This is a genomic window from Frankia sp. AgB1.9 (genome assembly GCF_016786355.1).
Taxonomy (GTDB): Bacteria; Actinomycetota; Actinomycetes; order Frankiales; family Frankiaceae; genus Pseudofrankia.
Genome location: NZ_JADWYX010000148.1, coordinates 1 through 12558 on the forward strand (window position 1 = coordinate 1; position 12558 = coordinate 12558).

The window sequence follows — 12558 nt, forward strand, 5'->3', positions numbered from 1 at the left end:
CCCCGCCGGCCCGGCCGGGGCCGCGGCGGCCCGCCGCCGTGACGCCGGGCGCAGCCGGGCGCGGCTGCTCGCCGCCGCCACCGAGCTGTTCGCCGAACGCGGCTACACCGGAACGGCGCTGCGCGCCGTCGCCGAGCGGGCCGGCGTCGACGCCGCCCTGATCGCCCGCTACTACGGCGGCAAGGACGGCCTCTACCAGGCGGTCCTCGCCGCCGACCCTGTGGTGGGCGCCGCCCGCGACGCCGGCGCCGGCGCCGTTGTCGAGGCGCCCACGCCGACGCGCGACGGCGACGAGCACCCGCGCCAGGACCGGCCCGGCCCCTCCGTCGCCGAGAACGCCGGGCGGGAGGTCGGCGGCGACCAGGACGCGAACGTCGCACTCGCCGAGCTGCTCGCCCGGATGGTCGAGCGGTGGCGCGACGGGCCGGCGAGCACGGTCGGCCAGAATGTCTTCCGCTGCGACCTGGACGACGCCGCCCGCGCCGCGACCGCCACCCGGCTGGCCCAGCAGGTGCTCCCGGTGCTGCGAGCGGTCGGGCCGGGATCCGCCGGTGGGCCCGACGCCGAGCTGCGCGCGGAGCTCGGCGCGATGGTGCTGCTCGGCATCGGCGTCGCCAGGACCGCGGGCACCCTTCCGGAGCTTGCCGCCGCCGACCCGGACCGGCTCGCCGAGCTCCTCCGGGAGCTCCTCGACACCGCGCTCGGCTGACCCTCCGGCCAAGGAGCGGAACCGGCTTTTCTGATGCACCGTCAGATTCTGCGGTGGATAGTGCACCTGTGAACGAAGCCACGGCCGCCCCGCCGGCCGATCGCGGCGTGGACCGCGCCTCCGCCGGCCCGGCGGCCCCGGCCGCGTCGATGTCCGCCGCGACGACGTCCGCGGCGGCGCCCGCGCCGGACGTCTTCGCGCCGGCGATGCTCGGCCCGGTCCGGCTGCGCAACCGGGTGATCAAGTCGGCGACCTTCGAGGGGCGGACCCCGAAGGGGCTGGTCACCGACGAGCTGATCGACTACCACCTGGCGCCCGCGTCCGGCGGCGTCGGCCTGACGACCGTCGCCTACTGCGCCGTCGCCCCCGAGGGCCGCACCGACCGCCACCAGATCCACCTGCGCCCCGAGGCGCTTCCCGGCCTGCGGCGTCTCACCGAGGCCGTGCACGCCACCGGCGCCGCGGTGTCCGCGCAGCTAGGCCACGCCGGCCCGGTCGCCAACGGCGCGTCGAACCGAGCGCCGTCGCTCGCGCCGACCCGCCGGTTCAGCCCGTTCGGCGGGGTGACGAAGGCGACGACGCGGGCCGACATCGAGCGCATCGTCGCAGCCCACGCGCAGGCGGCCCGGTACGCGGCCGACGCCGGCTTCGACGCCGTCGAGCTGCACTTCGGCCACAACTACCTGGCCAGCGCGTTCCTGTCACCGAAGCTGAACCGGCGGACCGACGGCTACGGCGGCACCCTCGAGGGCCGGGCCCGGTTCGCCCGGGAGATCGCCGGCGCGGTCCGCGCCGAGGTGGGTGGCCAGCTGGCGGTGCTGGCGAAGCTGAACATGGACGACGGCGTCCCCGGCGGCCTCTGGCTCGACGAGTCGCTGCGGGTCGCCCGGTGGCTGGAGGAGGACGGGACGCTCGACGCGCTCGTGCTCACCTGCGGCAGCTCGCTGCTCAACCCGATGTACCTGTTCCGCGGCGAGGCGCCGGTCCGCGAGTTCGCCGACGCGTTCCACGGCGTCACCAGGGCAGGGCTGAAGCTCGTCGGCCCGCGGTTCCTCAAGGCCTATCCGTACCAGCCGCTCTACCTGCTCGACTACGCCCGCCAGTTCCGGGCGGCGTTGACGATGCCGCTGGTCCTGCTGGGCGGCGTCACGGACAAGGCTGGCATGGACACGGCGATGGCGGAGGGCTTCCAGTTCGTCGCGATGGCCCGCGCGCTGCTGCGCGAGCCTGACCTGGTCAACCGGCTGCAGGCCGACGCGACGACGAGGTCGCTGTGCGTGCACTGCAACAAGTGCATGCCGACGATCTACTCCAGCTCCCGCTGCGTCCTGGTCACCCCTGCGCCGGACCGCGAGCGGTAGTCACCGGGAACGGCGAAGCGGCCCGAACCCCGAGGGGTGCGGGCCGCTTCGGCTGCGCGCTGTCGAACCGTCGGCCGTGGCCGCCGGCGACCGGACCTAGGCGATCTCGCGGCGGTCGCGCCCGCCGATCGGCCACAGGTCGCGGCTCGCCGACTCGTCGACGTCTTCCATGATCCCGGTGGCCAGGGCGATGACGGCACCGAGGACCACCACGGCGGCCCCGATGATCGAGATCGGCCAGGACGCCAGGCAGACCCCGAACGTGCCGACGATGGTGCCGATGGTGATGACCGCGACCATCACCCAGGACAGGGGCTTGGCGCGGTGCGCCTCGTGCGTGTCGCTCACCAGTGGACCCTCCGTGCGTGCCTGCGCGGTCTGGACGGTCATCCGCCCCAGGCCGATGCTATCGGGCCCGGCCGACTGGCAGGCCGGCGCCGTGACCGCCGCCTCGCGCGGGCGTCGCCGGCACCGGGCCGATCACCGCGGGAGCGGGCGCTGACCGCGGGAGCGGGCGGCTCACTGGGGGAGCGGCGCCAGCCCGAGGCAGTCGCGCAGCGTGTTCTCCACCGTGGTCGAGCGGGCGTGGTCACCCATCGAGCCGGTCAGGAACGCGTAGGCGTAGCGGCCCTCTCGGCTGGCCCAGCCGAGGCTGCCGCCCAGCCCGCCCATGCCGAACCCGTCGTCGTCGACGCCGAAGCCGAGCCCCCAGGCGTTCGGGCCGCCCATGACGCGGTCGACGCCCGAGCACTGCGCGCCGGACGCCTCGGCGAGCAGGCCCGGCCCGAGCAGCTGGCCGGACAGCAGCGCGGCGTACAGGCCGGCGACGGCGCGGGCCGTCCCGTGCCCGTTGACCGCCGGGATCTCGGCCGCCCGCAGCGACGCGCTGTTGACGACCGCGCCGTCCTGGATGCCCGGCGGGTTGCCGACCGCGCGCCGGTAGAGCTCGGGGCGGCTGGCCGCGGTCCGCTCGCGGAAGGCGGCGTCGAGGCCGGTGACCTCCACGCACCGGCGCTGCTCGGCCGGCCGAAGCCCGACGGAGAAGTCCAGGCCCAGCGGCCCGCACACCTGCGCCCGCAGGAACTCCCCGAACCGGCGGCCGTCGACCCGGCGGACCAGCTCGCAGACCAGGTGGCCGTAGAACAGCGCGCTCTCGCCGTGCGCGGTGCCGGGCGTCCACAGCGGCGCGGTGGTGGCGAGCTCGGCGCAGATCAGCTCCCAGTCGAACAGCGCCGCCGTCGGCAGCGGTTCCTCCAGCGCCACCAGGCCGGCCTGGTGTGCGAGCACGTGGCGGACCGTCGCCGGTGCCGCGAAGCCGGGCCAGTAGCGGCTCACCCGCGCGTCGAGGTCGAGCTGGCCGCGCTCGACGAGCAGCAGCGCGCAGACGGCCGCGAACGGCTTCGTCACCGAGTACGGCATGACGATGCTGTCCCGGTCCCACCCGGTCGTCCCGGCGGCGTCGGCCCGCCCGCCCCACAGGTCGGCGACCCAGCTTCCGTCGTGCCACACGGCGACGGCCGCGCCCGTGCCGGCCGCCTCGGTGAGCACCCGCTCGAACGCCGCGCGCACGGCCTCGAAGCCCGGCGCGACCGCGCCCCGCGCGACCGTGTGCGGTCCAACCGGGTCAGGCACGCCGGGCGGGGTGTCCCGCGCGCCCGCGGCTCGGGCGTCCGGGCCCGCCGGGACCGCGCCGTCCGTCGAGGCGGACCCGGGAGACGTCATGAAGGCGATCCGGGAGACGTCATGACGGCGATTCTGGGGCCGAATCCGCGCGCCGGGCCCGTTTCCGCCGACCTGGCGCGTGCCGCAGCCGTCGCGGGCCCACGCCGCTGGCCCGTTCAGGCGCGCAGGGCCGTCACGTCGTGGCGCAGCGGTCAGCCGGCGAGCAGCCGGGCGAGGATGTCGCCCGCCGCGCGGACGTCCGCGTCGTCCACGTCCAGATGGGTCAGGATGCGGACCTCGCGCGGCCCGGAGGCCCCGACGAGAACCCCCTCCTCCCGGGCCCGGGCGATGAACGCGGTCGCGTCGTCGACCCGTACGAAAATCATGTTGGTGTCGACGTTCTTGGGCTCGACGCTGCCTGGCGCGGCGTCGGCCAGCACCGCGGCGAGCTGCGCGGCCCGCCGGTGGTCGTCGGCGAGCCGGTCCAGGTGATGGCGCAGCGCGTACAGGCCGGCGGCGGCGAGCACCCCGGCCTGGCGCATCCCGCCGCCGAGCCGCTTGCGCCACACCCTCGCGCGGGCGACGTGCGTCGCGTCGCCGACGACCAGCGACCCGACCGGGGCGCCCAGCCCCTTCGACAGGCACACCGACAGCGTCCCGAACAGCTGGCCCAGCTGGCTCGGCTCGACGCCGAGCCCGACCGCGGCGTTCCACAGCCGGGCACCGTCGCAGTGCAGCACCACCTCGGCGGCGTCGGTGACGGCGCGCAGCCGCTCCAGGCGCTCGACCGGGATGATGCGGCCCCCGCCGCGGGCCCACGTGTTCTCCACCGCGACCACGCTCGTCGCCACCATCCCGTGGCCGACCTCGGACGCTTCGGGCCGGGTCGGCCAGGTCCTGGCGCCAGGCCGGATCTGCTCGGCGATCACCGACAGGTCCAGGTCGACGGCCAGGCCGGCGAGCGTCCGGGTCTGCACACCGCCGAGCACGGCCAGCCCGCCCAGCTCGTAGGTGACGACGTGCGCCTCGGTGTCCGCGAGGATCTCGGTGCCGAACTCAGCGTTGGCGCGCAGCGCGCAGAAGTTGCCCATCGTCCCGCTCGGCACGAACAGCGCGGCCTCATGGCCGAGCAGGCCGGCGCCGTACTCCTCCAGCGCCCGGACCGTCGGGTCCTCGCCGTAGACGTCGTCTCCGAGGTCGGCCGTCGCCATCGCCCGGCGCATCCCGTCCGTCGGCTGGGTCACCGTGTCGCTGCGCAGGTCGATGGTCATGACTCGCCACGATACGGAGACCGGCCGCCCGGCCGGTCAGCGGAGGCGGCGCAGCGCGCTGAGGAACCCGCCCGTGCCGTCGCCCGCCGGGTCCGGCGTGACGAAGGCCGCGTCGCGCAAAGCGCGCTGCGCGGATCGCCGGGTCAGCCCGGTCAGCCGGTCGACGTACAGGGTGCCGGTCAGGTGGTCGGACTCGTGCTGCAGGCAGCGCGCCAGCAGGCCCGTGCCGGTGTACTCGACCGGTTCGCCGGCCGCGTCGACGCCCCGGACCGTCGCCGTCGCGGCCCTGGCCGTCGCGTAGTGCAGGCCGGGGATCGACAGGCAGCCCTCCTGGTCGTTCTGCTCACCGGGGCCGAGCTCGAGGACCGGGTTCGCGACGACCCTCGGCGCCCGCCCGCGCGGCCGCTCGGCCGCCTCGGGGTCGGAGTCGTCCTCGTGCCGGTCCGGCCGGTTCGGCTGCCAGTCGGTGTCGAAGACGAACAGCCGCAGCCCGACGCCGACCTGCGGCGCGGCCAGCCCCACCCCGGGCGCCGCGTACATCGTCTCGATCATGTCGTCGACGAGGCGGCGCAGCCGGTCGTCGAAGACCGTCACCGGCTCGGCGGGCGTGCGCAGCACCGGGTCGCCGAGGACCCGGATCGGCAGGACGGTCACGCGGCCCGCCCGCGGCGGCGAGCGGTGGGCGCGCCCGGCCGCACGCGGCGGGCAGACGGCAAGGGGAAGATCGTCACGCGAGCGCAGTCCTAGGCAGTCTCAGCCGGCCGCGGCCGGGGTCGGGAACCGGACCACACGGTAGCCGGCGCCGGCGAGCAGATCCGGGATCAGGCGCACCATCTGGGCGTCCTTCTCCTTCGTCTCCGTCGACAGCTCGTCATACGGCCGGATGTCCGGATGCAGCAGCCTGTCATTGTCCCGGACCTCGCCGAACGACCAGCCGTGTGCGACCCGGTTGCGCATCCAGCGTTCGTGCTCCCAGCGGGACAGCCGCTCGACCTCGTCGGCGGTGAACGCGAACGCCTCGGGGGCGGCGGCCATCCGCGCGCTGGCGCAGCCGATCAGGCGCAGCTTGGTCTCGATGTCGCGCGCCTGGTCGTAGTTGTTCGACCGGTACTTCTCCGGCAGGTTCTCCCACGCGACCAGGGCCTCGTTGTCGTCGCGCACCTCGCCGGACTCCAGCCGCTGCCGGCAGTAGTCGACGTGGATCGCCTCAGCCCACGCCTCCAGCCGGTCGTCGGGCGCGTCGTCCGGATCGCACGCCCGCTCCCGCTCGGGGAAGAAGTCCAGATCGTCGTAGAGCGCGGCCATCGGGCCTTGCCTTTCTGTGCTACCAGGGCGAAGCGCCTCGCCCAGTGGGCTCATCCGGTCGACCCGGACCACCACCGACCGGCGCGTCGGTGGTCGGGATGTCGCGAGCGCCTTGCGCAGCGCCAGCTCGGCGTCCGCATAGCAGACGAAGATCTGGGTGACGAAGACGCCGGGGTGGCTCGGGTGGACGAGCTGGTCGAGGCCGAGGGCGTCGACCTCGCTCTCCTCGCAGGCGATGTCGAGCATGTCCTCGACGACGCTGTACCGCCGGCACAGCCGCTCGACGAGGGTGGCGGCCTGCTCGTCGACGACGACCACCGCGAGCCGCCCGGCGCCGTGCCCCAGCGCCCGGTGCCGGCGGCGGGCGATCTCCACGACCAGCTCGCGGCCGAACGTGGACAGCCCGGCCACGACGACCGGTTCGTCGCCCACCGGGTCCCAGCGCGGCTGGACCTCGTCCAGCAGCAGCCGGGCCCCCAGCCGGGCCGGGTTGTAGAACTCGATGGTCACCGGGTCGCTCGCCGGGCGGCGCAGCAGCAGCATCCACATCGCGTCGAGCACGTCCGGGTCGGACTCCTCGACCAGGCAGCGCAGCGGGTCGGTGCCGGCGCGGCCCGCAGCCCTGGCGACGGTCTGCGCGGCGGTGACCACGGCGCCGTTGTGCCCGGTCGCCGGCCCGGTGACGTAGAGCCGCTGGGCCCGCCCGACGCCGGCCGAGCGCAGCAGCGCCTCGCTCGCCGGGTCGCCGACCAGCACCGTCACGCCGTCGCCGCCGACCAGGTCGACCAGGTCCGCCCGGCCGTGCTCGGCGACGAGCACCACCCGGACCCGGGCCGCCCGCAGCTTCGCCACCAGCGCGAGCGCGCCCGGCCCGGACCCGCAGACCACGACATGGCCGCTGGCCAGTCGGGCCCGCAGCCGGGCCGTCGGCAGCACCAGCACGTCCGCGAGCGCGTAGAGCGTCGCCGCCGGCGCCAGGAACCTGGCTACCTGCAGCGGCACGGAAAGGGCCGTGTCGGGCACGGCGGGAGGCTGGAAAACGAACAGGCCGAGCGCGCCGTACAACAGGTCCAGGAAATGGCTCCCGAAAGAGCCGGTCACCGCGGCGGCGCGATCCATTCGCCACTGGCCGACGACGGCGAGCGTGACCGACGCGACGGCCGCCAGCGCACACAGCAGCCGCCAGGCCCGCGGCCCGACGAGGAGACCGCGCGCCGCGGCCCGCGCGGTATTCCCGCGCCGCCGATGCCCGCTGCCGTCCACCCTGCTCCTTCGAGCCGCTCCTCCGATTGGCCGCGAGTCCGAACATTATGCCGGCCGCGTCCGGATCCGCCCACGGTCGCGACATCCGATTGCCGACAGGACCAGTCCGAACGGGTCGCACGAGGCGTCATCCGGAATAGCACGCCGAGGTCAGGCGGAAAGTGTGCGGACGGCGCGGTAGTCGTGCGTGTCACGCCGGCAACGGTGGACTGCGCCGACGGCGCCGGGAGACGCTACCGGCGTGCTGACGAGGATCGATCACGTCGGGATCGCGGTGGCCTCTCTCGAGGACACCATCCCGATCTACGAGCAGGCCTTCAACCTGAAGTGCGTGCACCAGGAGACCAACGACCGCCAGGGCGTGCGCGAGGCGATGCTGCTCGTCCACGACGGTGACACGGGCGGCTCCTATGTGCAGCTGCTTGAGCCGATCCGGGACGACACCCCGGTGGGCAAGTTCCTGGCCAAGCGTGGCCCGGGCATCCACCACATCGCCTACGGCGTCCATGACATCGACGCGGCCCTGGCCTCGCTCACCGTCAGCGGCTTCGACCTGGTGAACAAGACCCCGGTGCACGGCACCTCGGACAGCCGCATCGCCTTCATCCACCCGAAGGGCCTCGGCGGCGTCCTCACCGAACTAGTAGAAGCCGCGGGCCGCCACTAGCTCACCGCGGCCAACGACGGCCGCCGGTCCGGGCGAGGTCGCATCCCCCGGGCCGGCGGCTCCCAGCGGTGGGCTAGTTGCTGGTGGTCGCGGCGCGCAGCGCGGCGGCGCGGTCGGACCGCTCCCAGGTGAAGTCCGGCAGCGGGCGGCCGAAGTGGCCGTAGGCGGCGGTCTGCTGGTAGATCGGGCGCAGCAGGTCGAGGTCGCGGATGATCGCGGCGGGGCGCAGGTCGAACACGTCGGTGACGGCGCGCTCGATGAGCGCGGGGGAGACCTGCTCGGTCCCGAACGTCTCGACGAACAGGCCGACCGGCTCGGCCTTGCCGATCGCGTACGCGACCTGCAGCTCCACCCGGCGGGCGAGGCCGGCGGCCACCACGTTGCGGGCCACCCAGCGCAGCGCGTAGGCCGCGGACCGGTCGACCTTCGACGGGTCCTTACCCGAGAACGCCCCGCCGCCGTGGCGCGCGTACCCGCCGTAGGTGTCGATGATGATCTTGCGACCGGTGAGGCCCGCGTCGGCCCCGGGGCCGCCGAGCTCGAAACGGCCGGTCGGGTTCACCAGCAGCCGGTAGCCGTCGACCTCCAGGCCGGCCCGGCTGCCGAGCTCCTCGGCGAGGCGCTTGAGCTCCGGCTCGACGACGTGGGTCCGGATGTCCGGGGCGAGCCGGCCGTCGAGGTCCAGGCCCGGCTCGTGGTGCGCCGAGACGACGACGGTGTCCAGCCGCGCCGGCCGGTCGCCGTCGTACTCGATCGTCACCTGGGTCTTGCCGTCCGGACGCAGGTACGGCAGGGACCGGTCGTGCCGGACGGCGGCGAGCCGGCCCGCCAGCCGGTGCGCGAGCGTGATCGGCAGCGGCATCAGCGCGGGAGTCTCGTCGCTCGCGTAGCCGAACATGATTCCCTGGTCGCCCGCGCCCTGGCGGGAGAGCTCGTCGTCCCGGCCGGCGTGCCCGCGGGCGCCGCCCTGGGCCGACGCGCCCAGACCGGTCCGGGCCTCGTAGGCGTTGTCGACGCCCTGGGCGATGTCCGGCGACTGCTGGCCGATGGACACCAGCACCTCGACCTTCGCCGCGTCGAAGCCGGTCGCCGCGTCATAGCCGATACCGGCGAGCGTGCGCCGGACGGTGCCGACGACGTCCACGTCGGCGTCGCTCGTCACCTCGCCGGCGACGTGCACCTTCCCGTTCGCGACGAGTGTCTCGACCGCCACGCGGGACCGCCGGTCCGCGGCCAGATACGCGTCCAGCAGGGCATCGCTGACCTGGTCGGCCGCTTTGTCGGGATGGCCCTCGGTAACGGATTCCGACGTGAAAAGGCGCCTGGACATAACAAACCTTCCTTCGGGCGGTGAGGAAGCGCTGACAGGCGTCCATCGTCGCCCCCGCCAGGCGCGTCGCCCGGCATTAGTGACGGCCCGGCCCTGGGTGCGTCATCCCAGCGCTGAGCGTTTCCGTCACCCGCGCCCAAGCGGCGAGAAATACCTTGGCGGTCCTGTATCCCTGGTTGTCCCGCCGGAATGTCCGACCCCGGCCGAATGCCTCCCGCCGCCGCGAATCCCGGCTGGTGCCGAGTCTGACGAGGTCGGCGTCGTCCCGAGACCAGCAAGATCGCTGTTTTCGCCCTCGCGTGGCTGTAACCGCTGCGGATTTGCAACCACCTGAGGGCCAAAACGACGATCAAGCGAACGGGCCGACCTCGCCGGACCCGGCGCTCGGCGGTCGTGGTGGGCCGCGCCGCCCGATCAGCCGCGGTGGCGTAGGCGGACCAGCGGGATCTTGCGGTCGCCCGCCTTCTTCTGGTAGTCGGCAAAGGTCTGCGACTGCCCGACGAAGCCGGCCCATTCGCGGTCGTAGTCGGCTCCGGTGAGCTCGCTGGCGGTCACCGCGACCGTTCCCTGCTCGGCGGTCTCGATCGTGGTGTCCGGGTGCGCGACCAGGTTGTGGTACCAGGCCGGGTGCGAGGGTGCTCCGGCGAACGACGCGGCGACGACCCAGTCCTCGCCGGATCGGCGGCCGAGTACCGGGTTCACCCGTTCGGCACCGCTTTTCGCCCCGACGCTGTGCAACAGCACCAGGCTGCGGCCGAAGCCGCCGGTCGTCACCTCGCCGTGGTTCGCGCGGAACTCGGCGATGACGGTCTCGTTCCAGCTCATCGGAACGCTCCTCGTTCTCGGGATGCCAGCAGGCCCAGACGCGTCGCGCCGCGGGTGTGAGCCCGCCCGCGCGCTTCGGTCGTCGTGGACGGTAACGCCGCCAGCGACCTGATCCGTCCCACGCCGCGTCACGGAGTTCCACCGCGTCGACGGCGGAACGCGGCCGGTGGGTGGACGCCGCCCAGGAGAGAACGTCGGCAGAACGGTGGTTCGCGGCTACGCGAAGGCCCAGCGGGTGGGGGAGCCGGTGAAGTTGGAGTCGGTCAGGGCGAAGGCGGTGCTGGGACGTAGCCGGAAGGTGACGTTCGCGGTGAAGAAGGAGACCGGATAGTCGGTCCGGTACTTCGTGTTCACCGCGGCGGTGAAATGGCCGATCGTGGTGGCCGCGCGGATTCGGTCGGTGCGGCCCTCGACGACGACCGGTTCGGCCGCGTTGTCGGTGGTCAGCGTCGCGAAGGGGCGGATCGAGAGGTTGCGGGCTTTGCGGGACTCCTCGCCGGAGCTGAACCACAGGGCGTCGCCGAGCCAGACGCCCCAGACCGGCATGACATGCGGGCGCCCGTCCGGCCGGACCGTCGCCAGCCAGTAGTCGTGCGACGCCGCCAGCCGTTCGACCGCCCAGCTCCACGGCAGCAGACCGCCGCCCTCGTCGGCCGGCAGCGTCCCGTAGCCCGGCATGTACGGCCTGCTCGCGATCGGTTCCAACTGTGTACCCATGATCGCCCCTCCCCGGCGGGATGTCGGCTCGCGACCATCATCCCGTGCCGGGGCGACTTTCGGTCAATATCCAGCTGATCTCGTGTCGCCGCGACCGAGCGCGATCGCCAGGGCTGCTGGGGGAGCCGGCCCGAGGCTGCTGCCAGCGGTTTCGCTGGTCAGAATCCTGATCCGCCCAGATCGAGTCCTGGATCTTGGGAGGGCTGACGTCCGTCGAGTCCGGCGTGACCTGGTCGCGGCCGGCTTCTCGCTGGGAACCGGGTAACCCTGACCGACACCCACGGCGGCCTGGTCGCCGCGTTAACCGCCGCAGGCGCGTTGACCGACTCCCGTTCCTACGACCCGTTCGGCGAGCCCATCACGACAGGAAGCACGGCGGTGCACCTCGGATTCCAGGGCAGCTGGATGGACCCGCCACCAAGCGCGTCGACCAACGTGATGGGTGACCCAAACTTCTGGCAGAAACTCGTACAGCGACGGCAGACCCTCCTGAACGCCATTGGGAAGTGATGAAAAAATGACTCGATACTGGTCGATTGACTTTGCCGATACCGACGGCGAACGCGCACGGGAAATCGTCGAAAATACAAGGAGAGACGGGCTCGCGAGCGACGGGATCCCCGCTGACCCGGAGGTCTTCTACACGACCCATCTCGATCGCGAGAGCGTTGAGACATTGTCCGGTGGGTTGGACTTGCTGTTGGCGGGTTCGCATGGCTCGGCCGACCCGCGGGCTGACCCTGGCCTGCGCCTGGTCCAAGATCTTCGCGATGACTTGCGCGCTTGGCTAGACGATCCAGGAGGTCCGGAAGTGATCGCCTAGTGTCAAGGCGGGCTCCTGGGCGGACACGCCACCGCCGGGGTTCGCCCTCCGCCGATCGAGCCGGTAACCAGGGTGTTCCGGGAGGTTGAGGAGCTCTGGGCGAGCGGGCTGGCGGGCCTTAAGGGGATTGCCAGGTAAGCCGAGGTGTACGGCGCGCCGAGCGGGGCAGGCAGGCGGTACCGGTCCACTCGGCCCTCGACGACCAACGTCAGAGGGCCGCGAAGTCGCCACCCCTCGCGACTCGCCGCTTCCTGGAAGCGCGGGACCGCCACGTCACATCGGAGGCATCACCATGATTGTCGCAGGCATCATTGCCCTGCTCCTCGGGTTCCTGCTCGGAATCCCGATTCTGTGGACGATCGGCATCATCCTGGTCGTCGTCGGCCTGGTCCTGGCCGTGCTTGGCCAGAGCGGCCGCGCCGTGGGCGGCCGTAGGCACTATTTCTGACAGACACAGGTCGCGCACGCCGGTCGGCGTCCTCACGGAGCAAGCCACAAAAGCCCATCCGCCAATCGCCGGTTGAGTGGCGGTACTAGCTGAAAAGTGGCGAAGATCGCCAGAGGAACCCCCCCGCGGGGGGGGCGGGGGGGGTTGGGGGGGGGGGGGGGGGGTGGGGGTTTGTGG

The 12558-nt window shown here is 73.2% G+C and carries 12 protein-coding genes; 4 read left to right on the forward strand and 8 right to left on the reverse strand.

Annotated features, from left to right (window positions below):
* Positions 1 to 709, forward strand: a 709-nt coding sequence (locus I6A60_RS36280; protein WP_238436979.1) for a helix-turn-helix domain-containing protein, incomplete at its 5' end; no start/stop codon positions are given.
* A gap of 149 nt (positions 710 to 858) precedes the next feature.
* Positions 859 to 2070: an NADH:flavin oxidoreductase gene (locus tag I6A60_RS36285; protein ID WP_203042761.1), complete on the forward strand. Its 1212-nt coding sequence runs from the start codon at positions 859 to 861 to the stop codon at positions 2068 to 2070.
* A gap of 96 nt (positions 2071 to 2166) precedes the next feature.
* On the opposite strand, the gene I6A60_RS36290 is transcribed toward I6A60_RS36285, so the two are convergent.
* The 5 genes from I6A60_RS36290 to I6A60_RS36310 all read right to left on the reverse strand — a co-directional run bounded on the left by I6A60_RS36290 (position 2167) and on the right by I6A60_RS36310 (position 7571).
* Entirely contained in the window at positions 2167 to 2460 is a 294-nt protein-coding gene (locus tag I6A60_RS36290; protein WP_238436980.1) for an HGxxPAAW family protein, read from the reverse strand.
* Between the two features lie 129 nt (positions 2461 to 2589).
* The gene (locus I6A60_RS36295) at positions 2590 to 3792 is read right to left on the reverse strand and encodes a serine hydrolase domain-containing protein (protein WP_203024828.1); all 1203 of its coding nucleotides are present in this window, start codon (positions 3790 to 3792) and stop codon (positions 2590 to 2592) included.
* Positions 3793 to 3944: 152 nt separating this feature from the next.
* The gene (locus I6A60_RS36300; RefSeq protein ID WP_203042758.1) at positions 3945 to 5003 is read right to left on the reverse strand and encodes a low specificity L-threonine aldolase; all 1059 of its coding nucleotides are present in this window, start codon (positions 5001 to 5003) and stop codon (positions 3945 to 3947) included.
* A gap of 36 nt (positions 5004 to 5039) precedes the next feature.
* Positions 5040 to 5657, reverse strand: a complete 618-nt coding sequence (locus I6A60_RS36305) for a peptide deformylase (RefSeq protein ID WP_203024830.1) — start codon at positions 5655 to 5657, stop codon at positions 5040 to 5042.
* Between the two features lie 99 nt (positions 5658 to 5756).
* Positions 5757 to 7571 carry a RyR domain-containing protein gene (locus tag I6A60_RS36310; RefSeq protein ID WP_203024831.1) on the reverse strand — a complete coding sequence of 605 codons (1815 nt, stop codon included), beginning with the start codon at positions 7569 to 7571 and terminating at the stop codon, positions 5757 to 5759.
* A 241-nt stretch (positions 7572 to 7812) separates the two neighbouring features.
* Here I6A60_RS36310 and mce point away from each other — a divergent pair, with 241 nt between their 5' ends.
* Positions 7813 to 8238 carry a methylmalonyl-CoA epimerase gene (gene mce, locus I6A60_RS36315; RefSeq protein WP_203024832.1) on the forward strand — a complete coding sequence of 142 codons (426 nt, stop codon included), beginning with the start codon at positions 7813 to 7815 and terminating at the stop codon, positions 8236 to 8238.
* 73 nt (positions 8239 to 8311) lie between these two features.
* Here mce and metK read toward each other — a convergent pair whose 3' ends face one another.
* The 3 genes from metK to I6A60_RS36330 all read right to left on the reverse strand — a co-directional run bounded on the left by metK (position 8312) and on the right by I6A60_RS36330 (position 11110).
* A complete protein-coding gene (metK, locus tag I6A60_RS36320; RefSeq protein WP_203024833.1) occupies positions 8312 to 9568 on the reverse strand; it encodes a methionine adenosyltransferase in 1257 nt (418 codons plus the stop codon).
* Between the two features lie 414 nt (positions 9569 to 9982).
* Entirely contained in the window at positions 9983 to 10393 is a 411-nt protein-coding gene (locus tag I6A60_RS36325; protein ID WP_203024834.1) for a nitroreductase/quinone reductase family protein, read from the reverse strand.
* A 216-nt stretch (positions 10394 to 10609) separates the two neighbouring features.
* Positions 10610 to 11110 carry a pyridoxamine 5'-phosphate oxidase family protein gene (locus I6A60_RS36330; protein WP_203024835.1) on the reverse strand — a complete coding sequence of 167 codons (501 nt, stop codon included), beginning with the start codon at positions 11108 to 11110 and terminating at the stop codon, positions 10610 to 10612.
* A 1115-nt stretch (positions 11111 to 12225) separates the two neighbouring features.
* Here I6A60_RS36330 and I6A60_RS36335 point away from each other — a divergent pair.
* Positions 12226 to 12381, forward strand: a complete 156-nt coding sequence (locus I6A60_RS36335; RefSeq protein WP_203024837.1) for a DUF6131 family protein — start codon at positions 12226 to 12228, stop codon at positions 12379 to 12381.
* Positions 12382 to 12558: the final 177 nt, after the last annotated feature.

Bases quoted from the DNA above. Each gene is read 5' to 3' on its own strand.
- I6A60_RS36325 (WP_203024834.1), bottom strand. From the start codon at position 10,393: ATGAGCTGGAACGAGACCGTCATCGCCGAGTTCCGCGCGAACCACGGC.
- I6A60_RS36335 (WP_203024837.1), top strand. From the start codon at position 12,226: ATGATTGTCGCAGGCATCATTGCCCTGCTCCTCGGGTTCCTGCTCGGA.
- I6A60_RS36285 (WP_203042761.1), top strand. From the start codon at position 859: ATGTCCGCCGCGACGACGTCCGCGGCGGCGCCCGCGCCGGACGTCTTC.
- I6A60_RS36290 (WP_238436980.1), bottom strand. From the start codon at position 2,460: ATGACCGTCCAGACCGCGCAGGCACGCACGGAGGGTCCACTGGTGAGC.
- I6A60_RS36330 (WP_203024835.1), bottom strand. From the start codon at position 11,110: ATGGGTACACAGTTGGAACCGATCGCGAGCAGGCCGTACATGCCGGGC.
- I6A60_RS36295 (WP_203024828.1), bottom strand. From the start codon at position 3,792: ATGACGTCTCCCGGGTCCGCCTCGACGGACGGCGCGGTCCCGGCGGGC.
- I6A60_RS36300 (WP_203042758.1), bottom strand. From the start codon at position 5,003: ATGACCATCGACCTGCGCAGCGACACGGTGACCCAGCCGACGGACGGG.
- metK (WP_203024833.1), bottom strand. From the start codon at position 9,568: ATGTCCAGGCGCCTTTTCACGTCGGAATCCGTTACCGAGGGCCATCCC.